The 25,249-nt window shown below is 67.1% G+C and carries 19 protein-coding genes and 2 pseudogenes; 10 read left to right on the top strand and 11 right to left on the bottom strand.

Annotation, left to right across the window (positions count from 1 at the left end):
- Nucleotide 1: 1 nt before the first annotated feature.
- Nucleotides 2–2,150, bottom strand: a pseudogene (locus QO058_RS17265) (transglycosylase domain-containing protein).
- Between the two features lie 295 nt (nt 2,151–2,445).
- Between QO058_RS17265 and QO058_RS17260 the strand changes: the two are divergent.
- Entirely contained in the window at nt 2,446–2,841 is a 396-nt protein-coding gene (locus QO058_RS17260; protein ID WP_284167515.1) for a DoxX family protein, read from the top strand.
- 72 nt (nt 2,842–2,913) lie between these two features.
- On the opposite strand, the gene trxA is transcribed toward QO058_RS17260, so the two are convergent.
- From trxA to QO058_RS17235, 5 genes are all read right to left on the bottom strand, one after another.
- Complete coding sequence (gene trxA / locus QO058_RS17255; protein WP_284167514.1) at nt 2,914–3,234, bottom strand: thioredoxin; 321 nt, start codon at nt 3,232–3,234, stop codon at nt 2,914–2,916.
- Between the two features lie 88 nt (nt 3,235–3,322).
- Complete coding sequence (gene addA / locus QO058_RS17250) at nt 3,323–6,808, bottom strand: double-strand break repair helicase AddA (RefSeq protein WP_284167513.1); 3,486 nt, start codon at nt 6,806–6,808, stop codon at nt 3,323–3,325.
- Nucleotides 6,805–9,909 carry a double-strand break repair protein AddB gene (gene addB, locus QO058_RS17245; RefSeq protein ID WP_284167512.1) on the bottom strand — a complete coding sequence of 1,035 codons (3,105 nt, stop codon included), beginning with the start codon at nt 9,907–9,909 and terminating at the stop codon, nt 6,805–6,807. The genes addA and addB overlap by 4 nt, the downstream gene beginning before the upstream one ends.
- A gap of 4 nt (nt 9,910–9,913) precedes the next feature.
- Nucleotides 9,914–10,648, bottom strand: coding sequence for a nucleotidyltransferase family protein (locus QO058_RS17240; protein ID WP_284167511.1), 735 nt, complete (start codon nt 10,646–10,648; stop codon nt 9,914–9,916).
- A 300-nt stretch (nt 10,649–10,948) separates the two neighbouring features.
- Complete coding sequence (locus tag QO058_RS17235) at nt 10,949–11,614, bottom strand: nitroreductase family protein (protein ID WP_284167510.1); 666 nt, start codon at nt 11,612–11,614, stop codon at nt 10,949–10,951.
- An 82-nt stretch (nt 11,615–11,696) separates the two neighbouring features.
- Between QO058_RS17235 and polA the strand changes: the two genes are divergently transcribed.
- The 5 genes from polA to QO058_RS17210 all read left to right on the top strand — a co-directional run bounded on the left by polA (nt 11,697) and on the right by QO058_RS17210 (nt 18,332).
- The gene (gene polA / locus QO058_RS17230; RefSeq protein ID WP_284167509.1) at nt 11,697–14,729 is read left to right on the top strand and encodes a DNA polymerase I; all 3,033 of its coding nucleotides are present in this window, start codon (nt 11,697–11,699) and stop codon (nt 14,727–14,729) included.
- Between the two features lie 92 nt (nt 14,730–14,821).
- Nucleotides 14,822–15,997, top strand: a complete 1,176-nt coding sequence (locus QO058_RS17225; RefSeq protein ID WP_284167508.1) for an AI-2E family transporter — start codon at nt 14,822–14,824, stop codon at nt 15,995–15,997.
- Between the two features lie 61 nt (nt 15,998–16,058).
- Entirely contained in the window at nt 16,059–16,421 is a 363-nt protein-coding gene (locus QO058_RS17220) for a DUF883 C-terminal domain-containing protein (RefSeq protein WP_284167507.1), read from the top strand.
- A gap of 51 nt (nt 16,422–16,472) precedes the next feature.
- A complete protein-coding gene (locus QO058_RS17215) occupies nt 16,473–16,841 on the top strand; it encodes a hypothetical protein (RefSeq protein WP_284167506.1) in 369 nt (122 codons plus the stop codon).
- A 12-nt stretch (nt 16,842–16,853) separates the two neighbouring features.
- Complete coding sequence (locus tag QO058_RS17210; protein ID WP_284167505.1) at nt 16,854–18,332, top strand: sensor histidine kinase; 1,479 nt, start codon at nt 16,854–16,856, stop codon at nt 18,330–18,332.
- 10 nt (nt 18,333–18,342) lie between these two features.
- Here QO058_RS17210 and QO058_RS17205 read toward each other — a convergent pair whose 3' ends face one another.
- From QO058_RS17205 to QO058_RS17190, 4 genes are all read right to left on the bottom strand, one after another.
- The gene (locus tag QO058_RS17205; RefSeq protein ID WP_284167504.1) at nt 18,343–18,729 is read right to left on the bottom strand and encodes a response regulator; all 387 of its coding nucleotides are present in this window, start codon (nt 18,727–18,729) and stop codon (nt 18,343–18,345) included.
- 152 nt (nt 18,730–18,881) lie between these two features.
- Entirely contained in the window at nt 18,882–19,343 is a 462-nt protein-coding gene (locus QO058_RS17200) for a DUF992 domain-containing protein (RefSeq protein WP_284167503.1), read from the bottom strand.
- 426 nt (nt 19,344–19,769) lie between these two features.
- Nucleotides 19,770–20,570, bottom strand: coding sequence for an extensin-like domain-containing protein (locus QO058_RS17195; protein ID WP_284167502.1), 801 nt, complete (start codon nt 20,568–20,570; stop codon nt 19,770–19,772).
- A 153-nt stretch (nt 20,571–20,723) separates the two neighbouring features.
- Nucleotides 20,724–21,518 (bottom strand): response regulator, encoded by a 795-nt coding sequence (locus QO058_RS17190; protein ID WP_284172936.1) that lies wholly within the window; start codon nt 21,516–21,518, stop codon nt 20,724–20,726.
- A gap of 224 nt (nt 21,519–21,742) precedes the next feature.
- Between QO058_RS17190 and QO058_RS17185 the strand changes: the two genes are divergently transcribed.
- From QO058_RS17185 to QO058_RS17170, 4 genes and pseudogenes are all read left to right on the top strand, one after another.
- Nucleotides 21,743–22,069, top strand: coding sequence for a NepR family anti-sigma factor (locus QO058_RS17185; RefSeq protein ID WP_284167501.1), 327 nt, complete (start codon nt 21,743–21,745; stop codon nt 22,067–22,069).
- Nucleotides 22,056–22,616 carry a sigma-70 family RNA polymerase sigma factor gene (locus QO058_RS17180; RefSeq protein ID WP_284167500.1) on the top strand — a complete coding sequence of 187 codons (561 nt, stop codon included), beginning with the start codon at nt 22,056–22,058 and terminating at the stop codon, nt 22,614–22,616. Before QO058_RS17185 ends, QO058_RS17180 begins: the two co-directional genes overlap by 14 nt.
- Nucleotides 22,616–23,494: a hypothetical protein gene (locus QO058_RS17175; protein ID WP_284167499.1), complete on the top strand. Its 879-nt coding sequence runs from the start codon at nt 22,616–22,618 to the stop codon at nt 23,492–23,494. Before QO058_RS17180 ends, QO058_RS17175 begins: the two co-directional genes overlap by 1 nt.
- Nucleotides 23,491–23,916 (top strand): annotated as a pseudogene (locus tag QO058_RS17170) (histidine kinase dimerization/phosphoacceptor domain -containing protein); the annotation flags it as partial. The gene QO058_RS17175 and the pseudogene QO058_RS17170, both read left to right, overlap by 4 nt.
- 420 nt (nt 23,917–24,336) lie before the next feature.
- On the opposite strand, the gene QO058_RS17165 reads toward QO058_RS17170, so the two are convergent.
- Nucleotides 24,337–25,209 carry a transglutaminase family protein gene (locus QO058_RS17165; protein WP_284167498.1) on the bottom strand — a complete coding sequence of 291 codons (873 nt, stop codon included), beginning with the start codon at nt 25,207–25,209 and terminating at the stop codon, nt 24,337–24,339.
- Nucleotides 25,210–25,249: the final 40 nt, after the last annotated feature.

The following is a 25,249-nucleotide window of genomic DNA, read 5'->3' as shown; positions in this document are numbered from 1 at the left end:
GTCAGCCGCCGAACAGGCGCTCGAAGAAGTTCTTCTCCTGCGGTGCCGGCGGCGTCCAGGCGCGGTCGCCAGTGGCGGCCTGCTGGGTCCGCGGCGACGGCGCGACGCCGGCGACCGGCTCGCCCGTGTCGAAGATCGACTTCGGCGCCGACTGCCAGAGCCCGCCCGGCAGTTGCACCGGCTGCTGGCCGGCATGGGCCGCCTTCATGTACTTGCCCCAGATCTCGGCCGGCAGGCCGGCGCCGGTGACGCGCTTCATCGTCGAGTTGTCGTCATTGCCGACCCAGACCGCCGTGACGAGGCGCCCGGTGAAGCCGACGAACCAGGCGTCGCGATAATCCTGCGTCGTGCCCGACTTGCCGCCGACCTCCCAGCCAGGGAGGTTGACCTTGCTGCCAGTGCCGCCGGTCATCACTGCATGGAACATGGAATTCATCATCGAGAGCGTCTGCGGCTGGATCACCGGGCCGAAATTGTTCGCCTTGCGGGCATAGACGACCTTGCCGCTCGTCGACCTGACCTCGCGGATCACATAGGGGAGCACCGACTGGCCGCCATTGGCGAAGCTGGCATAGGCGGCGGTCATCTCGAGCGGTGTCACTTCCGACGTGCCGAGCGACAGCGACGGATTGGGCTGCAATGACGAGTTGATGCCGAGCCGCTGGGCCGTGCGCACGACCTCGCGCGGCGTCACCTCCTGGATCAGGCGCGCCACGACTGTGTTGAGCGAATGCGCGAAGGCGGTTTGCAGCGTGACCGGGCCGCGGAAGTTGCGGGAGTAGTTCTCCGGCTCCCAGCCCTTGATCGAGACCGGGGAATCGTCGCGGATCGTGTCCGGCGTCATGCCCTTCTCGAGTGCGGTGAGATAGACGAAGGGCTTGAAGGACGAGCCCGGCTGGCGGTGCGCGGCCGTGGCGCGATTGAACTGGCTCTTGGTGTAGTCGCGCCCGCCTATCAGCGCGCGGATCGCCCCGTCCGGCGCCAGCGAGACCACCGCGCCCTGCGAGGCGTTGAGCTTGGCCCCCCTGCGCCGAGAGCGCATCGACCAGGATCGTCTCGGCGCTAGCTTGCAGCTTGGTGTCGACCGTGGTCAGCACGGTGACGTCGCCCTCGATCGCGCCGATGAAGTCGTCGAGCACGTCCATGACATAGTCGGCGGCGTAGTTGACCGAGCCGGCCCCGACGCGCTCGGGCACCTCGGCCGGCGCGACGAGCGCCGTCTTGGCCGAAGCCTGCGAGATCAGGCCCTGGTCAGCCATGGCGGCGATGACGAGTTGGGCGCGCTTCTCGGCCGCCTCGGGGTTGCGATTGGGCGCGAGCCGCGACGGCGCCTGGACGAGGCCGGCGAGCATGGCGGCTTCGGCAATCGAGACCGAACGGGCCGATTTGTTGAAATAACGCTGCGCCGCCGCCTCGACGCCGTAGGCGCCCGAGCCGAAATAAACGCGGTTGAGATAGAGCTCGAGGATCTGGTCCTTGGTGTAGGTCCGTTCCAGCCAGAGCGAGAGGATCGCCTCCTGGATCTTGCGCGCGGCAGTGCGCTCCTGGGTCAGGAACAGGTTCTTGGCGAGCTGCTGGGTCAGGGTCGAGCCGCCCTGCACGCCGCCACGCTTCGTCAGATTGTTGACGACGGCGCGGCTGAGGCCGATCGGGTCGATGCCGAAATGCTCGTAGAAGCGCTTGTCCTCGATCGCGACGAAGGCCTTGGGCAGATAGGGCGGCACCTCGCCGATCGTGATCGTGCGCCCACCCGTCTCGCCGCGATTGGCAAGCAACGTGCCGTCTGCGGCGAGGATGGCGATGTTCGGCGGCCGCTTCGGCACGGTGAGCTGGTCGATCGGCGGCAATTGCGCAGCGTGATAGGCGACCACGCCGCCAAGCCCGAGCACGACCCAGAGGCCGAGTACGAAGCCCCAATAGAAGATGCGACCGAAGAACGAGCCGCGCTTGCGGCGCTGCTTGCGGCCGCCACGCGGCGAGGTCTTCTGGCGGCTCGGTTGCTGGCGCGGTGCCACCGGATTCTTTCCTCCGCGGTAGGGGCGATCCTCGGCCGACAGGCGCAGATCGCCGTCGTCGCGCTCGTAATCGTCGCGCGCACGCTCGAAAGACGGCTCGCGCCGCTCTCCGCCTCGTTTCGACCGGTCGTTCATCCCGCCCCGTTCAGGCCCATCGCCGCGCCGCAGTACACAGCCCGATGATTTCCAGACAGGATTCAAACATGGCGCTTTTAAGAGGTGGTTAAGCCCGATTCCGGCGATTTTTCTGCAATGGTGAACGGAGCTTACCGCTGTTGCCGATTTGCCGCTCACCGATTTTGCTGCGCTGCAAACGAAAATGTGACTTGATCGGCCCAGTCGAGCCACTGACAAGCGCCAAGTGGCAGAAGGATTTCTTCGCCAGCAAACACAATTACTTAGATCAATTCAAACCGGACGGACCCAGCCCATGCAGGCTCTCAACTCATTGAACCGCTATGCGCCACAGGCGCTCGCGCTGCTTCGCATCGCGGCGGCGCTGATCTTCATCGCCCATGGCACGCAGAAGCTGTTCGGCTTCCCAGCTCCGCCGGCCAGCGGACTGCCGGCGATGTTCACGCTGTTCTGGTTCGGCGCGATCCTCGAAACCTTCGGCGGCCTGCTCATCCTGATCGGTCTGTGGACCCGCCCCGTCGCCTTCATCCTCGCGGGCGAGATGGCCTATGCCTACTGGATGTTCCATGCACCGCGAAGCGTCTACCCGCTCCTGAATGGCGGCGACGCCGCGATCCTCTACTGCTTCGTCTTCTTCTATCTCGTGTTCGCCGGCGCCGGAGCCTGGGCACTCGACAACCGCTCGAAGTAATCCGGAACAGCTGAAACAAAGAAGGCCCGCCCTCGATGAGGGCGGGCCTTTCTCATTCTGCTACCGACTGGATCAGACCGCGGCCGAAATCCAGCGCGACAGATCGCTCTTGGGGGCAGCACCGACCTTCTGCGAGGCCAGCTTGCCGTCCTTGAACAGCATCAGCGTCGGGATCGAGCGGATGCCGAACTGAGCCGGAATCTGCTGGTTCTCATCGACGTTCATCTTGACGATCTTGACCTTGCCGTTGAGTTCGCCAGCGATCTCCTCGAGCGCCGGGCCGATCATCCGGCAGGGGCCGCACCACTCGGCCCAGAAATCCACAACCACCGGCTCGCTCGACTTCAACACGTCGGCCTCGAAGCTCGCATCGGTCACTTTGATCGTCGCCATGGCTCATCGCCTTTCGATTCGCATGCGGCCACAACGCCGCCATTCACCAGTGAAGCTATGAACGGGCGGGCACAGGGTCAAGGCTGGCTCACCTTCCGGTGAAGCGGGGCTGATCCGTCATAGTTGCCAGGGTCGCGTCGAGCAGCTCGGCGCCGGGCTCCAGCGGCTTCAGGCTCGCCGTGTAGATCGCGATCGCCCTGACGCGCCGCCCTGGATAGATCTCACCGACGAGCCGCCGATAGACCGCGAGCTGCGCCAGCGTCGAAGCCGGCAACGCAGTGGCATTTTCGGGTGGGCGGGCGGCGGTCTTGAAGTCGGCGATCAGCACCTCGTCATCGCCGACGGCGAGCCGGTCGATCCGGCCCTGCACCGGTCGCCTGCTGCCATCAGCCATGATGATCTCGCCAGCGAGCGGCACTTCGGCCAGGCTGCCCGGTCCGAACAGGCCGCCGAATTCCGGCGCGGCGATGAGCGCGAGCGCATCCTCGACGATTCCGGCGCGCCGCTCCTGCGGCAGCGAGCCGCCGCGCGCCTCCGCTAGCGCATGGGCGGTGCTGGCGCGCCGCTCGGGCGGCACCTCCGGGAGGACCTGCAGCAGTAGATGCGCGAGCCGGCCGGCCGCTGCCGCTCCGGCGAGGAACGGCCCGTCATTGGGGCGATCTTGTCCATCGGCAGCGGCAAGCGCGCTCGAAGGGCGCAGCGGCGGCGCGGGCTCAGCTTCATCAGGAGCGGCACGCGTCAGCCAGTCGGGCGACGTGGTCGCGACCACCGCCGCAGCGCTTTCCTCGGCCGCCACGTCTCCCGGCTGCGAAACCATGAAGCGCCGCACCTCGCCGTCGCCATCGGGCGCCGGCACGTCCCGCAGCCAGGGCTCGGAGCCGGCAAGGCCGGTCCCGGCCATGGCGTACCAGGACCCTTCCGGCGCCTCGCCCTTGGCTTGCGTGCCGCAGAGGATCAGCCGATCTTCGGCGCGGGTCAGCGCGACATAGAGCAGGCGGTGATGCTCCTCGATCATCTGCGCGACCACCGCGTCCTTGGCGCGCCGCATCGCCGTGGGATCATCGGCCCGCTTCGTCGGCCAGACCGGCACATGCTGCCCACGCGGCGGCACGACCGCCATCAGCTTCGGCAGACGTCGCTCGCCCGGCGCGACGCCAAGATCGGCGAGGATGACGACCGGCGCCTCCAGACCTTTCGAGCCGTGCACGGTCATCACGCGGACCTCGCCGGCGCTGGCCGAAAGATCACGCTTCACCTGCGTCGCCACTGCGCCGATATGATGCAGGAAGCCGGCGAGCGAGGGGCCGTAGCGGCGCTCGTGGTCGAGCGCGGCACTGAGGAAAGCGTCTAGCGCATCGGCGGCTTCCGGGCCGAGGCGAGCGAGTGCGAGATTGCGACCGCCGCCTGGCCCGAGCAGCCCGGCGAAGAAGCGGAATGGACCGCAGCGTCCGGCTTCCTCGGCGAGCTCGGTCAACCGTGCCTCGATCGCGGCGTAGCGCGGCTCAGACTGCGCTGCCTTGCGGAAAGCCTCGCGCAAGGAGCCCTTTCGCTCCGGTGCGAGCCGCATGAGGTCCTCGTCGTCGAGGCCGAAGAGCGGCGTCTTCAGCGTAATCGCCAGCGAGAGATCGTCCTGCGGCAGCAGGATGGTGCGCCCGAGCGCGGCCAGGTCTTCGACCGCTGGATGGTCGGCGAGGGTCAGCCGGTCGCGGCCGGCAACCGGCACGCCGCGATCCTTCAGCGCCTTGACGATCGCCTCGAACAGCGCGCCGCGCTGGCGTAGCAGGATCATGACGTCGCCGGGCTTGAACGGGCGGCCGATATCGTCGCGACCGGCATCGCTCCAGCGCTTCAGCACATCGGCGATCCGGGCGGCGAGCTTGACCAGGCCCGAGCGCCGCTCGGGCGCGTCGACCGGCGCGGTCCAGGCATCGGGCTTGTCGCCGGCATCGTCGCCGGAGACCGGCCAAAGATCGACCGCCCCGATCGCCAACCGCTTGACGGTGTCGTGCCGCTCCGGTCCGGCGCCGCCGTCGAAGACGAGACCGCGCCAGTGTTCCCTGGGCGCGAACACCGCGTCGACGGCACGCATGATGTCGGGTGCCGAGCGGAAGGAGGTGGTCAGGCTGATCGGTTCGAAGCGCTGGCCGGCTTCCTGGAGGCGCCGGCCAAGCAACCGCCTTTCCTCGCTGAAATGCGCGGGGGCGGCGCCCTGGAAGCCATAGATCGACTGTTTCTCGTCGCCGACGACGAAGACGGTTCGGGGCCGCACCTGCTCGCGCGCGCCCTCTCCGGCCGAGAACTCCTCGGAGAGGCGGCGCAGGATCGCCCATTGCGCCTCGCTGGTGTCCTGCGCCTCGTCAAGCAGGATATGATCGATGCCGGCGTCGAGCTTGTAGAGCGCCCAGGCCGGATCGACCCGGTCGAGCAGCGAACGCGTCTTGGCGATCAGATCGTCATAGTCGAGCAGCGAACGCTGCGCCTTCAACTTGCGATAGGCGGCAAGGATATGCGTCACCAGCACCGCCAGCGCCGCGCTGCGCTCGCGCACGGCGATGGCGTTGAGCTGGTCGATCGCTTCGGTCAGGCAGGCGGCGAGCGCATCGAGAGCCGCGTCGAGATCGGCCGGCAGCGCGCTGTTGCCCTTGCCGCGAACATGCTGGGCGACATTGCCTTCGGCTGTGAGCAGGCCGGCACGGCAGGCTGCGACCGGATCGATGCCGGGCGCGTCCGCAACTGCGACCCTGATCGCGACCGCGGCCTTGATGCGCGTCGCGCTGCCGGTCTCGAAGGTGGCGAGCAAGCGCTCGAGATCGGGTACGGTGACGAGTTCGCGCTGAAAGCGCTGGCGTGCTGCCTCGGCCGTCAGCTCCGGCGAGATGCCGAGGAAAGCACTGAGCCCCTCGACGATCTCCTCCGATTTCCGCGCCCGCCCTTCCGCATCGCTGAACACGGCGCGCTGGTGCAAGGCCTCGCGCATGATCTGGTCGAAGGTGTCCTGCGCCGCATGCTCGGCCATGAAACGCAGCGCCCTGGCCTGCGGGCCATCAGAATCGGCCTCGGCCGCTGCCAGCAGATCCCGCCTGGCGTCGCGCATCAATTCGCTCTGGGCGAGATCGTCGGCGACCTCGAAGCGCGGCGGGACGTTGGCCTCGAAGGGCGCGCTCTGCAGCACGCGGGTGCAGAAGGCATGGATCGTCTCGATCTTCAGCCCGCCCGGCGTCTCCAGCGCCTGCGCGAACAGCCGCCGCGCCCGGCCGATATCGCTCGGCGCAGGCAATTGTCCAGTCAGCTCCGTCAGCACCTTCCAGAGGATCGTATCTGTGGCCACGGCCCAGGCCGAGAGCGCCCTGAACACCCGGTTCGACATGTTGGCGGCGGCGGCCTTGGTATAGGTGATGCAGAGCATGCGGCCGGGCGCGACGCCGTCGAGCAGCAGCCTGAGCACGCGGTTGACCAGCACATGGGTCTTGCCAGAGCCGGCATTGGCCGAGACCCAGGCACTGAGGTCCGGCTCGGTCGCCAATGACTGCGCCCGGCTGGTCTGCGCGGGGATGGTCCAGCCGACCGGCGTCATGCCTCGTCTCCAGCTTCGCTGCCGAGATCGGGCGCGGCCGACCATTCCTTGACCCGGGCGAGCTGGTCATAGGGGCTGGCGTATTTGATGTAGGCCGGCGCGCGGCGCGACAGCCAGGGCTCGCGGCCGACGCGCAGCGCGGCAAGATGATCGAGCAACTGGGCGAGATGGCGGGCGGTGACGTCTGCCTGCTGCTCATCCTTGAACGACAGCTTCTTGTCCTTCTCCCAGCTCTTCGGATCGTGGTTGAGCCGCAGATACATCAGCGCCGCGACCGGGCCGGGCAGGATGTCGGGCGAGAAACCGTGGCGCTGGGCGAGTTCGGCTTCAAGCGTCAATTGCGGGGCGAAGCCGAGTCGGACCTGGTCATCGCTCGGCGGCGCGCCGGTCTTGAAATCGATGATGCGTAAGGACCCCTCGCGCGTGACCTCGACGCGGTCGGCGCGGCCGGTCAGCAGGATCGAAGAACCGTCCGCCAGTGGGAATTCGCCTTGTGTGTCGCGCTCGACCGCGATGCGGGCGAGGTCCGGCCGCCGCCTTTCCTCCCAGCCGAGGAAGTTCTGCGCAATCAACAGAAAACGCGGCCACCAGAAGGCGCGCACCTCGGGGGTGTCCTCATAGGCACGGAAGAAGCGCTCGCCGATCTCGATCAGGCTGCCGAGCGCGCCGGCAGGCACCTGCTCGGGATAGGTCTCGGCGAAGGTTCCGACGATATCGTGCAGCAGCGAGCCGCGATCGGTCGCGCCGGGATCCTCTACCAGCTCCGGCAGGGCATCGAGCCTGAGAATCTTGCGGGCATAGACCGCATAGGGGTCGCGATAGAGCGTCTCGACCTCGGTGACGCTGAACCGGCGCGGCTGCAGATGCGGCGCTGGATAGGGTTTTGGCCGCGGCACAGGCAAAAGATCGGCCGGCGCGGTCAGCAATCCCGCCCAGGTCACCAGCTCCTGGCCACGCGCTTCGGCTACCGCCCAGGCGTCCGCCGGCGCCACCGCCTTGAGCCGCTGCCAGAAGCGCGAGGGGATCGTCTCGGCCTCGCCCGCCTTGCGGGCGCGGGTCAGCGTCACCTTGCCGGCGAGCGCCGCCGCAACGAAGTCATGCGCGGTCTGGCCGATGCGCCGTTCCGGTGGCGAGAGGCCGAGCTCGGCCCGCATCGGCCGGTTGATGAAGGAATCCGTCTCCGCCGCCGGCGGCCAGACGCTTTCGATCAGCCCGCCGAGCACGACATGCTCGGCCTCGAGCAGACGGGCTTCGAGCAGTCCCCAGATCTTGACCCGGGGATGGCCGGGATCGCTGCGGTGCACGACGCGCTCGCCGATCAGCCCTTCGAGGATCGCGATCCAGTCGCGGGCGCGGCCCTCGCCCGGCGCCTCCGGCAGTGCGGCGTCGAGATCATCGAACAGGGCGGTCAATGCCTCGCCATCCGGGCCGCGCCAGGCGAGGATTGCGCCGGTCTCGTCGCAACTCAGTGTCTCGATCGCATGGCGAGCTTGCGCCGCGATCTCGCGCAATCCCGGCGAGGAACCCGCCAGTGCCGCAGCGAGCGGGGCGAGCGCGTCCTCCAGCGCAGCGAGCACCTCTTCAGCGGCGCCGATATCCTCGTCGGTCAGCCTGCGGCGCGGCCGCGGAGCGTAGGTCGCCTCGCGCAAATCCGGCATCGCCTCGAAGGCGCGGCGCAGGCCTGCAAAGCCGGGACCGACCGCCTCGCCGCGCCAGCAGCCGATCTCCAGCGCCGCAGCGCCCTGTCGCAAGCGCGGCTCGGGCAGGCCCAGCCGGCAGTGCGGATGCGCCAGCAGCGCGACCAAGCTCGCAGGCGAGAGCTCCGCCTCGACCGCATCGAGCGCGAGGCGCAGCAGAGCGCCGGCCGGCCAGCGCCCAAGCGGCATTCCGGCGGAATCATCGGCCTGGATGCCCCAGCGCCGGAGCTCGACGGCGACGCGTTCGGCGAGGCCACGATCCGGCGTGATCAGGGCGGCGCGGGCGCCCGGTTCCTCCAGCGCCTCGCGCAAGGCAAGCGCTGCGGCGAGCGCCTCCTCGCGCTCATCCGCCGCCTCGACGATGCGCAGACCGTCCAGCGCCCCGGGTGCAATGGGGGCAGCCCCGGCCCAATCATCAGTGATCGAAGCCGGCAGCAGGGCCCGGCGCAGCAGGTCGCGGCGCGATTCCAGCCCAGGCGAAGGCTCGGCAAGGGTGACGATCTCGTCTCGGCTCGCGCCGATCTCATCGAGCAGCCGATGCAGCGCTGCCTGCGGATGCGAGGGCGCCGGCTCCTGGATGATGGCGCGCCAGCCCTGCTCGGAAAGCGCCTCGTCGAGATCGGGCAGCACGACGGCGCCGTTCGGGGCGCGGGCGAGCGCGGCGAGCAGACGGGCCGTCGCCGGAACCGTGCCGGTCGAGCCGGCCGCGATCACCGGCCCATGGAAATCGCCGGCAAGCAGGCGGTCGCGCTCGGCGGCGAGCATGCGATTGCGGAATTCGGCCGGATCGCATTCGGCCCGCTGTTCAAGGATCGCCGGCCAGGCTTCGGCGATGATGTCGAGGAAACGCGCGTTGAACTGCCAGATCTCGTCGAAGCGGGCAGCGTCGAGCCCCTTCAGCCGGGCCGGCAAGACGCCTTCGGTCTGCAACTGGTCGAGCAGATGGGCGAGATCGCCGGCGAGCCCCCAGGCCTCGGCCAGCGTCGCCGGCATGAGCGAGGGCTCGGCCGGATCGAGCTTGAGGTGCTGGCGGTTGGCGGTGCGGCCCCAGGCCGAGATCAGCGTCGTCAAGATGAAGCGGCGGCGCAGCGGGTCGATCGGAGCGAGCCGCTCCAGCGCCAAAGCATCACTCGCCCCAGCGATCAGCGCCGTCTCGGCCTCGTCGACATCGCCGAGCGGGACGATCCGCGGCAGCAGCAGCGGCCTGCCGCCGAGCTTTTCCGCGAGGACCGCCGAGAAGGCGCGCGCGGCGCGGCGTGTCGGCAGATAGAGCGTGGTGCGCGAAAGTGCGGCGGGGTCGCCGGGGTCGAACGCCCGGCCGAAGCGGCCGGCGATCAGCGCCTGCGCGAGCACGGAGAGGAAGGGCGCGCCGGCCGGGATGCTGAACAGGTTGAGCCCGGCCATCCTGTCAGCTGCCCTGATGGGCGGCGTAGGCCTGCTCCGCCAGCGGGATCGCCTCGGGCGTGCCGACATGCAGCCAGCGGCCGTCGAGCAGATGCCCGAAAAGAGTCCCCGCGGCGATGCAGCGGTCGAACAGCAGGTTGAGCGAGAACGGCCCATCAGGCGTATCGGCGAACAGCTCCGGCTTGATGATCGCGACACCGGCATAGATGTGAGGCGCGCTCGCGACCCCACCGCGCCTCCTCAGCCGGCCGGCCTCGTCGCGGAAGAAGTCGCCGGCGCCGTCGAAGCCGACGCTGCTCTCACGCTCGGCGAGCAGGAGCAGCATGTCCATGCGCGCGGCATCCCAGGCGGCAGCCATGGCGGCGAGATTCGATGCCCCTCGCTCACTCCAGAGCGAATCCGAATTGACGTGGAAGAACGGCTCGGCGCCGAGCAGCGGCAGCGCCTTCTTCACCCCGCCGCCGGTTTCGAGCAGGACGTCGCGCTCGTCGGAGATGGTGATCTGCGGGCGTGTGCGCCCGGCGACGCGCGCCTCGATCTGCTCGGCGAGATAATGGACATTGACCACAGCGTCCGCGACCCCGGCCTCGGCCAGACGGTCGAGCGCATGGTCGAGCATGGTCTTGCCGGCGATCGCGACCAGCGGCTTCGGCATGGTGTCGGTGACCGGGCGCATGCGCTTGCCGAGCCCGGCGGCGAGCACCATGGCCCGGCGGATCGGCGGCGAACTGGTCTGCATGACGTGAACGAATCTCCCGCCGGCCAAGATTGCTACATCAGCCATGGCCAGCGCGATTGCTCAAGTGGGGCGGGAGGGATGTGTAGTCCGCCCTCTTCGACGAAACGCTGATCGCCTGAGCTCCTCCCTTCCCCCTTGTGGGGAAGGGTTTGGGGATGGGGGGCGGGCGACTGGGCGAGCGGAAGGATAGTAGGACTGAAGCAGTGCGGCTGTCGGCAGAACCGCTCCGACTTTGCGCCCCCACCCCCTGCCCCTCCCCACAAGGGGGAGGGGTTCCCCGTCGCGCCTTTCACAAAAGGCTCAGAGGAAGCTCGCGATCTCCTCCAGCGGTTTCTTGCCGATCGCCGGGACGACGCAGCCCTCGACGGGATAGCCGACGACCAGCAGGATCAGCGCCTTCTCGTTGTCCGGCCGGCCGCAGAGCTCGTTGAGGAAATTCATCGGCGCCGGCGTATGCGTCAGCGTCGCAAGACCTGCCTGGTGCAGCGAGGCGATCAGGAAGCCGGCGGCGATGCCGACCGATTCCGGCACGTAATAGTGCTTCACCTTGCGGCCTTCGGTGTCATAGCCCCAGCGCTGGGCGAAGATCGCGATCAGCCAGGGCGCGGTATCGAGAAAGGGCTTGTGCTCGTCGGTGCCGAGATGGGCGAGCGCATCCAGCCATTCCTCGCCCGCCCGGCCGGCATAGAAGACGCGCTCCTCTTCTTCGGCGCCCTCGCGGATCTTCTTTTTGATCTCCGGGTCGGAGATGCAGACGAAGGTCCAGGGCTGTTGGTTGGCGCCCGACGGCGCGGTGCCGGCGGTCGCGACCGCGGCCTCGATCACCTCGCGCGGCACCGGCTTATCGGAATAATCGCGCACGGTGCGGCGCTTGCGCATCGTCTCGAGGAACTGGGCGGCACGCGCCTTCATCTCCGCCTCGGGCAGCCCCTCGAAGGCAAGCGGCATGGTGACATAGGCATTCATCACATTTCCTCCTGACAGCTTCTTGCGAGCCGGCCTGCTTGCACAATAGACCATCCCGGTCCGCCGCCCTATGGTCCCGCCCATGACGAACCCGGCCTCCCAGCTCAAGCCCGGCGACCACCTCTTCCTGGTCGATGGCTCGAATTTCATCTTCCGCGCCTATTTCCAGTCGATCAATCAGGATCGGAAGTACAATGCCCGCTCGGACGGACTGCCTTCGGGCGCAGTCCGATTGTTCGCGACCAAGCTCTTCCAGTTCGTGCGCGAAGGCGTGCTCGGCGTGAAGCCGACCCATCTCGCCATCGTCTTCGACAAGAGCGAGAACTCCTTCCGCAAGGAGATCTACCCGGCCTACAAGGGCAACCGCTCCGACCCGCCGCCGGATCTGATCCCGCAATTCCCGCTGATGCGCGATGCGGTGCGCGCCTTTGGGCTGATCCCGGTCGAGCAGGACATCTACGAGGCCGACGACCTGATCGCGACCTATGCGCGCCAGGCGCGCGAGGCCGGCGCCGACGTGCTGATCGTCTCGGCCGACAAGGATTTGATGCAGCTCGTGCGTCCGGGCGTCGCGATGTACGATCCGGCCTCGGGCGACGCCAAGAAGGGCGTCGGCTTCCGGCCGGAGCGGCGCATCGGCGAGCCCGAAGTGGTCGAGTATTTCGGCGTCACGCCGGACAAGGTCACCGATGTCCAGGCGCTCGCCGGCGACGCAACAGACAATGTCCCGGGTGCGCCCGGGATCGGCATCAAGACGGCGGCGCAGCTGATCGGCGAATATGGCGACCTCGAAACGCTCTTGAAGCGCGCCGGCGAGATCAAGCAGCCCAAGCGCCGGGAGACGCTGACCAATCCCGAGGTGATCGAGAAGATCCGCATCTCACACAAGCTGGTGACGCTCGTCGAGGATGTGCCGGTCGAGACGCCGGTCGGCGAGCTGACCCTGAACCAGCCCGATCCGGCAAAACTCATCGCCTTCCTCAAGGCGATGGAGTTCACCACCATCACCAAGCGCGCGGCCGAGGCCTATGAAGCCGATGTCGCGGCGATCGACGCCGATCCCGACCTCGCCCCGGGTGGTGCTCGCGCCGCTGCGCTGAAAGCGCTCTATGTCGGGGCAGACGGAGCTGAAATCGTCGCCGGAACCGCCCCGACCGCCTTGGCTGCGAGCCCCGCGGCAGTCAATGGCGCCGCCGCGCCTGCCGGCGATGGCTGGCTGAGGCCGGCCGATCTGGCGCTGGCGCGCAAGGACGAGGCGATCCAGCTCAAGGTCGACCGCGAGGCCTACGAATGCGTGCGGACGCTGGCCGATCTGACGCGCTGGATCGGCTGGGCCTATGAGGCGGGTTTCGTCGCGCTCGACACCGAGACCAGCTCGCTCGACGCGATGCAGGCCGACCTTGTCGGTATTTCGCTCTGCGTCGCGCCGGGCAAGGCCTGCTATATCCCGCTGCAGCATCGCGGCGCCACCGACCTGTTCGGCGGCGGCATGCTGGAAGGCCAGATTCCGCTGAGCGATGCGGTCGAGGCGTTGAAGCCCCTGCTCGCCGACCCCGGCGTGCTGAAGATCGGCCAGAACCTGAAATACGACCTGACGCTGCTGGAGCGGCACGGGATGCGCGTGGCCCCGGTCGAGGACACGATGCTGATCTCCTATGCGCTCGATGCCGGCAAGAACAACCACGGCATGGACCGGCTCTCCGAGCTGCATCTCGGCCACAAGACGATAACCTTCGCCGAGGTCGCCGGCACCGGCAAGGCGCAGGTCAGCTTCGACAAGGTCGATATCGAGAAGGCCACCGCCTATGCCGCCGAGGACGCCGACGTCACGCTGCGGCTCTGGCGGGCGCTGAAGCCGCGGCTGGCGGCGGAGGGCAAGACCGCCGTCTACGAGGTGCTGGAGCGGCCGCTCATCGCCGTCCTGGCCCAGATGGAACAACGCGGCATCGCCATCGACCGCCAGATCCTGTCGCGTCTCTCGGGCGAGTTCGCGCAGTCGCTGGCAAGGCTCGAGGACGAGATCCACACGCTCGCCGGCGAGAAGTTCACGATCGGCAGCCCCAAGCAGCTCGGCGACATCCTGTTCGGCAAGATGGGCCTTTCGGGCGCCCAGAAAACCGCGACCGGGCAATGGGCGACCGGCGCGGGCGTGCTCGAGGACCTGGCCGAGCAGGGCCATGAGCTGCCGGCCCGCATCCTGGACTGGCGCCAGCTCGCAAAGCTGAAATCGACCTATACCGACTCGCTGCCGAGCTACGTGAATCCGCAGACCCACCGGGTCCATACGTCTTACGCCTTGGCTGCGACCACCACCGGCCGGCTCTCCTCTTCCGAGCCCAACCTGCAGAACATCCCGATCCGCACCGAGGCCGGCCGCAAGATCCGCACCGCCTTCGTCGCTGAAAAGGGCCACAAGCTGATCTCGGCCGACTACAGCCAGATCGAGCTGCGCATCCTCGCCCATATCGCGGATATCCCGCAGCTCCGGCAGGCCTTCGCCGATAGCGTCGACATCCATGCGATGACGGCGTCCGAGATGTTCGGCGTCCCCGTCGAGGGCATGCCGAGCGAGGTGCGCCGGCGCGCCAAGGCGATCAATTTCGGCATCATCTACGGCATCTCGGCCTTCGGCCTCGCCAACCAGCTCGGCATATCCCGCGAGGAGGCCAGCGCCTATATCCGCAAGTACTTCGAACGCTTCCCGGGCATCCGCGACTATATGGACCAGGCCCGCACCACGGTGCGCGCCAAGGGCGCGGTCAAGACGATCTTCGGCCGCGTCTGCCATTTCCCGGCGGTCGCCTCGAAGAACCCGTCCGAGCGCGCCTTCGTCGAGCGCCAGGCGATCAACGCGCCAATCCAGGGCTCGGCCTCCGACATCATCCGCCGCGCCATGATCCGGATGGAGGATGCGCTGGCGGAAGCCAAGCTCGATGCGCGCATGCTGCTGCAGGTGCATGACGAACTCGTCTTCGAGGTGCCGGAGGCTGAGGTCGAGGCGGCACTGCCAGTGATCCGCAAGGTCATGGTCGAGGCGCCGCAGCCGGCGGTCGCGCTCAAGGTGCCGCTCGTCGTCGATGCGCGCGCCGCCGACAACTGGGACGAGGCGCACTGAGAGCAGCTCGAACCCCGGAACCTTCGCCGCGGCAGCTGCGTTGAGCAGGCGAAGTGCGCCGGGGGCGCCATTTGCGCGCTGGATTCGCCGACATGCTCAACGCATCCGCCTGGAAGCCGTTTCCACGCTACATGGCCGAGCCGGAGGTCGAGGAGACCTCGTCCAGCGAGATCACGCCCCAGGACCATGACCTCATCGTCCGTTACGCGATCGTCGGCATCTTCGTCATCCTCGCCACCGCCTCGCTCTACCTGACGCGGGTCATCGCGCTGCCGATAACCGCGGGCGTGATCTTCGGCCTGGTGCTCGGGCCCCCGGTCGACGCGATGGTGCGGCGCGGTATGCCGCAACACCTCGCCGCGGCGCTGGTGGTTCTCTTCGGGACGTTCCTGATGCTGCTGCTGATCGGCACGCTGACCGTCCCGATCGCCGCCTGGAGCGATCAGTTCCCGAAGATGGTGATCGCGCTGAAGCTCAAGCTCGTCGGCGTTCTCGCCTTCATGGAGGACTTCAAGAAGTTCGCCGAGAATTTCTCCACCAGCGACGGCGCCAAGGTCAGCGTCTCCGACGGCAATCCGCTTGTATCCATCGCGGTCTCATCGACCACCGCGGCCGGCGGCCTCCTGATCTTCGTCGCGACCGTCTATTTCTGGCTGGCGACGCGGCGCCATCTCAAGGCCCGTGTGCTCAGGCTCTGCTTCGGACGCGGCGCACGTCGATCGGCAGGATCCTTCTTTGAGGAAATCGAGATCCGCACCGCCCGCTATTTCGGCCTGGTAACGCTGATCAATCTCGGCATGGGCCTGATCTCGATGGCGATCGCCTGGGCCGCCGGCCTGCCCTATCCGGTGTTCTGGGGCGCGCTCGCCTTCTTCCTCAACTACCTCGCCTTCATCGGGCCGATCATGGTCACGGTCGCGTTCTTCGCCGCCGGTCTGCTGTCGCCGTCCTCGCTGCTCGTCGCGGCGTGGCCGGCGGTGGCCTATTTCATCGTCCACCTGATCGAGGGCAATGCGGTTACGCCGATCTTCGTCGGCCGCCGCCTGACGATTTCGCCCTTCCTGGTCTTCATCTCCTTCATCTTCTGGCTCTGGCTGTGGGGGCCGATCGGCGCGGTGCTCTCAACGCCGATCCTGCTGGTCGGCCTCCTCGCCCGTGAGGAGATCGCTAACTACCGAAAAGCGCAGCAGGACGCCGAGCAAGCCGAAAGCGGGACAGCGCCCGACACTTCGGCCGCTGCCGGAACTGCTCCGGCACTGGCGCGTTGAGCTTTGCGCCATGCCATTGCGCATGGCATCGTCACCATTCCAACTACGAAGGAGCCGTTTGATGGCCGCCACCAGCACCACTGCGAAGCGACAGGCCGCGGCCTCGGTCAAACGCGCCAAGGACGAAGTGGCCGACGCCGCCTCCGACACGACCGAGCGTGCCCGCCGCGCCGGCCGTCGCGTGCAGAACGAGGCCGAGGAAATCGAGGCCAGCCTGACGCGCGGCGCCGAAGACCTCGCCGCGACCGTCAGCAGCAAGCTTAAGGCTGTCGGCGTCGACACTGACCGCATGGTCGAGATCGCCCGCGAGCAGGCCGGAGACCTGGAAGAGCTGATCATCCGCGAGATCCGCGAGCGGCCCTTGCGGGCGCTCGGCCTGGCGGCCGCGGTCGGGCTGTTCGTCGGCTTCCTCTCGGCGCGCTAAGGCCATGCTGGGGGGCTGACCGGTCTGGTCACGCGCGAGATCGGCGGCGTCGTGCGCCGCAACGTCACGGTCGTTGTGCTCTATCTGCTCGCTGGCGTGCTGGCCACTGCTGCGGTCGGGTACGCCCTCAATGCGCTGCACACGGTGCTGACGCTGCATTACGGGGCGATCACCGCCAGCCTGTCGATCGCCGGCGGTCTCCTCGTCGCGTCGTTGCTCGCCGTCGGGGTCGCGCTTTATGTGAAGAACCGGCGGCGCCCGGATCGGCGCCTGGCCGCCGCCGTCGCGGCCGCCCCGCTCGCCGCATCGCTCGTCGGCAGCCGCAAGCTCGGCTGGCGCACGGGGCTGGTCGGCGGCGTCGTCCTGCTCGGGCTCATTCTGGGCCGGCAATTTGCACAGGGCGATGACTCTGAAAAATAAGGCGTATCTGGCTTGAAGCGGCGGCCTTTATCGCGGCCGCTTCACTGCGACCTGTCTTTTTTACCTTTGGCGATCGGTCTTCAGCGTCTATTCAAGGCATTAATGAATGCCCAGCTGAAGCTCCGTCAACGCTGGCTGTTACCGGGACTCCCCTTGCTCGGTGCGCGCCTCTACACCGCATCCTCGGCGGCGATCGCGATCGCCGTGGTCACAGCCGCAGTTCTCATCGCCACCTGGATCAACATGCAGGCTGACGAGGCCTCGCGGCTGGTCGCGCGTTCGATCGACGTGCGCGAGCGCAGCGAGCGGTTTCTGAGCAACCTGCTCGACGCGGAAACCGGGCAGCGTGGCTTCCTGCTCAGCGGCGACGAGCATTATCTCGAGCCTTACAACGAGCGGCGGGTGGAACTGCTGCCGAGCCTGGACGCGATAGAGCGCCTCGTTGCTTACAGCCCGACTCAGACCGAGCGCATCCAGCACGCGCGCACCATCACCATCCGCAAGCTTGCCGAGATGGCCGAGACCATCGCGCTGATGCGCGCCGGCAAGCGCAGCGACGCCGTCACCTTGGTGACGCAAGGTACGGGCAACCGACTCACCCAGGATCTGCGCGACATCGTCGGCATGATCCAGCTGGAGGAGAACCATCGCCTGAATGCCAGCAGTCGCCAGGAGGCGCGCCGCCGTCTCCTCGCCAGCGTCGGCATCCTCGTCGCTCTCGCCGGCCTGTGCTTTGCAGCCTGGCTGCAGTTGCGGGTTCGGCATCGGCGAGCCGTCTCGCTCTCCAGCTCGAACGCCGAGCTGGAACGGAAGGTCGCCGAGCGAACGCTCGAGCTCGAGAACGAACGGCTGCGCATCGAGGCGCTGCTGCGCGACGTGAACCATCGCGTCGGCAACAATCTCGCGATGGTCTCGGCGCTGCTCAACGTCCAGAGCCGGCAGACGCGCGAGCCGGCCGTCAAGCAGGCGCTCGCCCAGGCGCAGTCTCGCATCCAGGCGATCGCGGCGGGCCAACGCCGCCTGCGGCTCGACATCGAGGCCGACGAGATCGAGGCTCAGCCCTATCTGGAGGACCTGTTGGCCGAGATCGGCAAGGCAGCGGAAGGCCGGCCGATCGAGATCGACCTGGCGATGGACGCGATCCGCCTGCCGGGTCGCGACGCCGTCTCCTTCGTCGTTGTGATCAACGAACTGGTGACGAATGCGATCAAACACGCCTTTCCCGACGGCGCCGCGGGCAAGATCACGATCCGCCTCGGTCGCACTCCGGAGGACGACCTCGTCCTGTCCGTTGAGGATGACGGCATCGGAATGTCGGACAATCAGGAGAAGGCTGGGCTGGGCAAATCGGTCATCAGCAGTCTGCTGCGTAGCATGCGAGGCAATATGGAGGTTACTCCACTTGCCCTTGGCGCCGCTCGCCCCGGCACGCGCGTCGCCGTCACCTTCCCGAAACGGGAGCAGCCGGTCGAGGAAGAGGCTGCGGAGTAGCCGGCCGGCCTCAGGCCTTGTTCACGACCTTGGAGACGAAGCGACCAAGCTCGTCGGCGGAGAAGGGCTTGCGCACGAAGCGGACATCACGCAGCTCGGGCGGCACCTCGCTCGGGGCCGAGCCTGACACGAAAACCAGCGGCGTTCCCTTGGCGCGCAGACTGGCGGCGATGGCGAAGGTCTTGCCGCCGACGACGTCGATGTCGAGCAAAGCGCATGACAGCGGCAGATCGGCCGCGCGGCGCGCCTGCGATATCGATTCGACCACGATCAACTCGGCATCGTCACCGAGCTCTTCGCTCACGGCGCTTTCGATATCCATTGCGATGAAGGGGTCGTCCTCGACAATGAGGACCCGAATACCGGCCATAAGCCCGAGATAACCTTCTAACTTCACGATACGCCCCCAAGCTGATTTACTTGCTTGTGAGCCTCATGAACGCCTGCTCGATCAGCCTTGTTCCACTCTGGGCCGGATTCTCCCCTTTAAACTCCTCAAATTCAATTCAAATTGCTGGGATATGGTTAGGAAAGCGTAAGCATCGACCATCAGCGCTTGCGCGGCGACCGGACGAGATTGAGCTCGAAGGCGGTGACGCCGAGGGCGACATTGGCGCCGCGCTGCAGGGGCAGGCTCCGAGGCACCAGCCGGACATCGTTGTCGACGCTGCCGGTCAGGGCGACCTCGCCCTGCTTGCGCGCATAGGGTCCGTTGAGGACACCGAGCGGCGCACGCGCATAGGGACCGTAGACCCGCCAAGCGAGCAGGCTGCGCCCAACCGTCCTGGCATCCAGCGCGAAGCCGCGAATCACACCTGAATAGGTTTGCAGGGGCCCGCGCCGCGGCCGAAAGCGGCAATCGAGCGGCTTCTGAGTCGCGACGGCCTGGGCAAGGCCTGCACCGATCGTACAGGTCAGGCGCCCGGCCGGCGCGCCACTCTGAGCCAGGGCCGAAGGCGCAGACAGGCTCGATCCGGCTACCAGGAGGATCATCCCGATTAAATCTCTCATTCAACCTCTCCTGCGCCCTGTCTTGGAAGCATTCTCGCTGCCCGCTGGCCCGGAACCGATTCGACCACCCGTACCGCGTCTCGAAACCGCACCAAAGCGCCCCAATCGCTCCATAGTTCCCAAATAATCCGGAACCTCAATCCGGTGCTTGCGTTGACGGGAACAGAACAGTGGACGCGCACATGCCAAGGCAAGGACGGGCCGACCCAGTGTGGATATTTCCAACGCCCACCCTGGCGCGCGATCTTCCGCCATTCTGGGAGCTCGAACAACTTCTGCGCGAGGGCTTCGACCACGATTCGGCCCTCGCCGAGCTCGCGTGCCGGCGCGACAGCTGGTCGAGCGGCAGATGCCCGCCGCCAACAGCCGCGCAGTCGGATGCCTCGGACAGCATCTTCACGATCGTGTCATAGGGCTGGGCCGAACTCATTGGCAGAAGCGGCTGGATGCCGCACGGCGCGGCTGAATATCGACATGTATGTGATTGGCATGCGCTGCGTCCGAGCCGGGACCGAGTACGGTCATGAAGGCGCCGCAGGCCGATTGGCGCACCGCATCCAGGAAGCGTACCTGCTCCAGACCGTTCGGCTCCTCGACTGACACCGCCGTTCCACCCTGCTTCTCGTCGCCGATCTGGAAGGCGAAGATGTCGAGCGCCCGCCCCGTGGCATGCTCGCTCAGCTGACCTTGCGCCTGGCGATTGCGCCGGCGGCATTCATGACCACCGCCAACGCGAAGCGCCGTCAGCTCGCGACCGAATACCCCGCGCGTCAATGGCTGCAAGCTCGTGTCGAGCCAGAGCGAAACCGCGCGCGCCAGCTCGCAGCTCACCGTCGGTGGCGGGAGCAGCCTGACCTGTCCCGGCCCTGAGGACGTGCGGACCGCAAGCGCTTCGACCACGACCGGATCGACCACCCGGCAATCCTCCGCCTCCGGCTTTGCGGCCGGGATGGAGGAACGAATCTGGTTACCGGTCACGCCCGCCAGCATCCGGACGCAGGCGCTGCCCTCCACAACAGCGGCAGGTTCGGTATTGACCGGGGCCGCCGGCGCCGGGGCCGCTGGGGCGGGTATGGGCGCTACGGCCGGCAACGAAGCAGGTCGCGGCGGGGGCAAAAGCGTGGTGGCCGGGCGGGATTCACGGCCGGAGGCGGGGCCGATGGCGGCGAGCGCGGCTACCGCGATCACCGCTGCGTAGCCTTGCCGGGCGAGCGAGCGTTTGCGCATGCCGTCAGTCGACGGCCGCGAACAGAACCGTCAGAGAGGCTGCGACGATCAACGCCGCCAGCAGAGCCATGGACATGACCGATCTCCTTCGCATTGCCCGGGCCGGGGCAACGCGAGGGACGGCCGGTTTGTTCCCGGTCACCTGGGTTAGTGTCAGGCGGCTTTGCGACCGGCGCGGCGGTCGAAGAACAGCGCCTGGCTGATCGCGGCTTTCACGGCTTCGGGCTGGAACGGCTTGGTGATCAGGAAGGCCGGCTCTGGTCTATCCCCTGTCAGCAAGCGCTCCGGATAGGCAGTGATGAAGATCACCGGCACCTCGATCGCTTCGAGAATCTCGTTGACCGCCTCGAGGCCGGAACTGCCATCCGCCAGTTGGATGTCTGCGAGCACCAGGCCGGGCCGCTTCTTGGCAACCAGCGCGATCGCTTCGCGATGAGTCCTGGCGACACCGATGACCTTGTGGCCGAGCTCCTCGACCATGGTCTCGATGTCGAGGGCGATGATCGGCTCGTCCTCGATGATCAGCACATCTGTTGCAACCTGCTCGGCAATCTCCTGGCCGGCGGACTGCACGAGGCCGGCAGCGTCCCCTGTCGTGACATTCATGATCTGGGCGACCTCCTCGATCGGGAACCCTTCGACCGTCCGCAGCAGGAAGGCCTGGCGCGACCGCGGCGTCAGCCCATCGAGATTGCGCTCTGCGGCCGAGCGTTCGGATTCCGGCACCCCGGCCTGCGTGTTGAGCCCAACGGACGTCCACATCTGCAGGAACAGACGGTAAAGGCCGATTCGAGGAGCAAACTCCCGTGGAAAGGTGCCGGGATCGGCGATCAGCGCTTCCAGCGTGGCGACGACATAGGCGTCGCCACTCGCCTGGGTGCCGCTCAGCGCCCGGGCGAAACGGCGCAAATAAGGCAAGTGCGGCGCGATTTCAGTGGCGATCGACATCATGCTATCCCCCGAAGCCCGTCCCGAGCAGCTTGCACCCAAGCTGATCGGAACGGGCTTCAACCAAAAGTGAGAGACGGATTCACCGATCGGGCTGTTCCAGCTTGATCGGATCCGGCTCCAGACAAAGTTGCTGGAGAAAAGCACCCAAGTCACTGTTATGACAAGAAAAATATTTTTTGTTCCCGACGGAACCTTTTGCATCCAGCCTCGTTATTGGCCGAATGAACGTGCGTTTCGGGACAGTCGCGCGCAGCGCGTCAGCGAGCGTGCGATGCGTGGAAGGGCGTGATCGACGGAATGTCGTCGCGCCGATAGAGCGAGGGATCATGAATCTGATGAATGTCGACCCGCCCGAAGCGGCCCGTGCCGAAGCAGATGAGGACGTGGTGCTCGACCCAAGGGTGCAAGACTCGATCGGCCGATCCCTCAAGGCTCATTACGATGACCTCGTCAACGCGCCGATCCCGGATCGCTTCCTCGCGCTGCTGGCCCAGCTCGAGGCGACCGAACAGCGACTGAGCAGCGAGGGCGCCAATGAGCGCGGCTGACTTCAAGGACGGGCTGATTGCCGAAATCCCGAACCTGCGCGCCTTCGCGGCGTCGTTGTCAGGGTCGATGCAGCTCGCCGATGATCTGGTTCAGGACACGCTTCTCAAGGCCTGGGGCAACGCCGAAAAATTCCAGCCCGGTACGAGCCTGCGAGCCTGGCTCTTCACCATCCTGCGTAACACCTATTACTCGCTTTATCGCAAGCGCGGACGCGAGGTGCAGGACAGCGACGGCACCTATGCCGACCGGCTCGCCACGCATGGCAACCAGGAGAGCTATCTCGATCTCGCCGATTTCCGCAAGGCGTTGGCCAAGCTGCCCGAGGAGCAGCGCGAGGTGCTGATCATGGTGGGTGCCACCGGGCTTTCCTACGAGGAGACGGCGGAGATCTGCGGCGTCGCCATCGGCACGATCAAGAGTCGGGTCAACCGGGCGCGCGCCAAACTGGCGGAGCTTTTGTCCATCGGCGGCGTCGACGATCTTGGCCCCGATCACCGGATCACCGCAGCCGTCCAGCGCGCCGGGCCCGAAACCGTCAGCAGCTGATGGCTCTCTCGGCGTTCAGGACGGTCCGCGGCCGCCTGCTGGCACTGATGGTCGCAATCGTCCTGCCGATAGCCTGCCTCACGGCAGCGGCGGCGGTCGCGACCTACCGGACCGTCTTCGAGGCGATCCAAACGGCGCAAACGCGGGCGGCGGACGATTTCGCCGTGCGCACCCGCGTCTGGTATCGTGGCGCGCTGCGTTCGCTGGTCGCCAGTGCTACGGCGATTCGGGCCTTGCCGCCGCCCTCGGATATTTGCGACCGGATTGCCGAGAAAACGATTGCCGCAGTCTCGGGCTATGAGGCGCTGCTGCTGCGCGCGTCCGGCCGGCCGGATTGCCTCGGCGGGCTCGGCAGCAGCATTGCCCACGGCGAGATTATCGCGATCGCCAACCAGCTCGCGACCCACCCGCCGATCAAGCTCTGGGGCGGCACCGAATTCGCAAAGGCCCGCTACGACCAGGTCGCGATCGCCGGCCGCTCCTATCTCGCCATCTACACGCAGTTCGACGAGGGAGACGCCCTCCTGCTGACCAAGCCGGACCCGCTCGACGACGTCTTCGACCTGGGCGGCGGCGACACGGGCATGATGGCGGCGCTCGTCCGAAGGGGGGCGAGGTCGTGGTTGCGCGCGGTGGTGCGCAGGCCGACGCCTCCTGGCTTCCGAAGGCTGAGACGGTGCCGGCCCAGACGGCGCAATGGACGGCCCCGAGCCTGGCCGGGCCGGGCCGGGCCTATGCCGCCCGGATGGTCGCAGAGCCGGACCTTTACGTCGTCGTCAGCTTCGACGGCAAGGCCGAGCAAGCTGCCACGACCCAGTTCTATACCCTGTTGCTGGCACCATTGCTCACCCTCGCTTTGCTCGGGCTGGTCTACATGAAGGCGATCGACCAGCATTGCGTACGCTGGCTGCGCAGCATCGAAGCGACTGCCCGGGCGAGATCCAGCTCGGCCGGTGCTCGAGTCGCGCTCTCCGACGAGATGCCGCGCGACATCCGCAGCGTCGCCGAAGCGTTCAACGCGATGGTGAACGAGCAGGAGGTCCGTCAGAGCAGGCTTCGGCTGGCGCTCGACGATAATCGCTTCCTGGTCCGCGAGCTGCACCACCGGGTCAAGAACAGCCTGCAGGTGGTGCAGAGCTATATCGGCCTCACCAAACGCGATCATCAGGGCGAGGCGCGCATGGCGCTCTCGGACGCCGAATGCCGTGTCCACGTGCTGTCGGCGGCTTATCGTTTTACTCTCGCCGACGGCGAGATGCAGCCTGTTCGCATCGACCTCTTCCTCGACGATGTCGTCGCGATGATCTCAAGCCTGATCCTCGCCCGGACGCAGCGGCTGGAGAGCCGGATCGAGACGGAAGCGGCCCTGCCGATCGACCGGATCATCCCGCTCGGCTTCCTGATCGTCGATGTCGTCACCCGCGCGCTGCGGGCCGCTCCCGGCATCTCCGTAGACCTTGCGGTGACGAAGGTCGGGGAGGATCTCATCGACATTGCGATCACGACCGATCGCGATGCTCCGCGAAGCACGCCGCCGCGCCTGTTCGCCGGGCTGCTGATGCAAATCGAGGCAACCGAGATCAGCCCCCGCAAGGTCGGAGTCTCGGCGTCTGGCGCCTCGGCCACGGCGTTCCGCGCAAGGGCGACGAGGCCTAGAGCATACCTTGTTTTATCGCATTTTCTTCACGCGAGCTGGTGCCCGCTTCGCTCGAAAAATGCTCTAGCCCAATCCTTCCGCCGGCGTGATCGCCACCCCGACGCTGAGACCGAGGAAAGCCCCGGCCGGGCCGACATAGCTGCCGGCGATCGGCGAGGCATCCTCCGGCACCCGTGCCACCGCGACGCGTAGCAATTGCCGGTCCGCGACGAGGTCGTTGGTCGGATCGAACTCGACCCAGCCGTCATTGGGAATGAAGACGTCGGCCCAGGCATGAGTCAGCCCGGCTACGGAGGCCATAGCCCCGGCCTCCGGAGACCGATCATGGATGTAGCCGGTGACGAAACGCGCGGCGAAGCCGAGCCGGCGCGCCAGCTCGATGAACAACCAGGCGTAGTCGCGGCAGGAGCCAGTCTTCATCTGCAATGTGTCTAGCGGATGCTGGGTGCCCTCATCATAGCGGACCGAATAGGTCAGACCGGTGCTGATCTCGTGCGCCAGCGCCCGCAGCAGGTGGCCCCCGTTCAGCCGCGCCCTGAACTCCTGCAGCCAGGCTTCGAGAGCACCGTTGGGATCGGCCGCGGCCAGATCGAGATAAGGCTGAAGCACCGCGCGCTCGGCCGTCGTGTAGCTTATCTCCGAACTTTCGATGTCGGGCTCCACCCTGCTACGCGGCAGGGCCGAGCCGAAGCGCTGGACGACGAGCTCGCTGACGACATCGAGCGTGTCGGAGCTGCCGGCGAACGTCGCCATGGCCACCGGATTGCCATAGGCGTCGTGCATCCAGCGCAGGCTGGCCTGTGGCGAGATCGTGATCGCCGTGTCGATCACGCGCAGATCGAAGGAATCGCGCGGGCGCAACATCAGCCGGTGCGGGCCGAAGCTGACCGGGTTGGCATAGCGATAGGTCGTCGCGTGGCGAATGCGCAGATGCATGTTCGTCCCCAGCCGGGCTGATCTCGCGGTCACGGCAAAA

Source organism: Bosea vestrisii (assembly GCF_030144325.1).
Classification (GTDB): Bacteria; Pseudomonadota; Alphaproteobacteria; order Rhizobiales; family Beijerinckiaceae; genus Allobosea; species Allobosea vestrisii_A.
This window is presented reverse-complemented; position numbering and strand designations above follow the sequence as displayed.

What these genes read in the sequence shown, in the direction of transcription:
- QO058_RS17260 (WP_284167515.1), top strand. Translation starts at nt 2,446, where the DNA reads ATGCAGGCTCTCAACTCATTGAACCGCTATGCGCCACAGGCGCTCGCG.
- trxA (WP_284167514.1), bottom strand. Translation starts at nt 3,234, where the DNA reads ATGGCGACGATCAAAGTGACCGATGCGAGCTTCGAGGCCGACGTGTTG.
- addA (WP_284167513.1), bottom strand. Translation starts at nt 6,808, where the DNA reads ATGACGCCGGTCGGCTGGACCATCCCCGCGCAGACCAGCCGGGCGCAG.
- addB (WP_284167512.1), bottom strand. Translation starts at nt 9,909, where the DNA reads ATGGCCGGGCTCAACCTGTTCAGCATCCCGGCCGGCGCGCCCTTCCTC.
- QO058_RS17240 (WP_284167511.1), bottom strand. Translation starts at nt 10,648, where the DNA reads ATGCAGACCAGTTCGCCGCCGATCCGCCGGGCCATGGTGCTCGCCGCC.
- QO058_RS17235 (WP_284167510.1), bottom strand. Translation starts at nt 11,614, where the DNA reads ATGAATGCCTATGTCACCATGCCGCTTGCCTTCGAGGGGCTGCCCGAG.
- polA (WP_284167509.1), top strand. Translation starts at nt 11,697, where the DNA reads ATGACGAACCCGGCCTCCCAGCTCAAGCCCGGCGACCACCTCTTCCTG.
- QO058_RS17225 (WP_284167508.1), top strand. Translation starts at nt 14,822, where the DNA reads ATGCTCAACGCATCCGCCTGGAAGCCGTTTCCACGCTACATGGCCGAG.
- QO058_RS17220 (WP_284167507.1), top strand. Translation starts at nt 16,059, where the DNA reads ATGGCCGCCACCAGCACCACTGCGAAGCGACAGGCCGCGGCCTCGGTC.
- QO058_RS17200 (WP_284167503.1), bottom strand. Translation starts at nt 19,343, where the DNA reads ATGAGAGATTTAATCGGGATGATCCTCCTGGTAGCCGGATCGAGCCTG.
- QO058_RS17195 (WP_284167502.1), bottom strand. Translation starts at nt 20,570, where the DNA reads ATGCGCAAACGCTCGCTCGCCCGGCAAGGCTACGCAGCGGTGATCGCG.
- QO058_RS17190 (WP_284172936.1), bottom strand. Translation starts at nt 21,518, where the DNA reads ATGTCGATCGCCACTGAAATCGCGCCGCACTTGCCTTATTTGCGCCGT.
- QO058_RS17185 (WP_284167501.1), top strand. Translation starts at nt 21,743, where the DNA reads ATGAACGTGCGTTTCGGGACAGTCGCGCGCAGCGCGTCAGCGAGCGTG.
- QO058_RS17180 (WP_284167500.1), top strand. Translation starts at nt 22,056, where the DNA reads ATGAGCGCGGCTGACTTCAAGGACGGGCTGATTGCCGAAATCCCGAAC.
- QO058_RS17175 (WP_284167499.1), top strand. Translation starts at nt 22,616, where the DNA reads ATGGCTCTCTCGGCGTTCAGGACGGTCCGCGGCCGCCTGCTGGCACTG.
- QO058_RS17165 (WP_284167498.1), bottom strand. Translation starts at nt 25,209, where the DNA reads ATGCATCTGCGCATTCGCCACGCGACGACCTATCGCTATGCCAACCCG.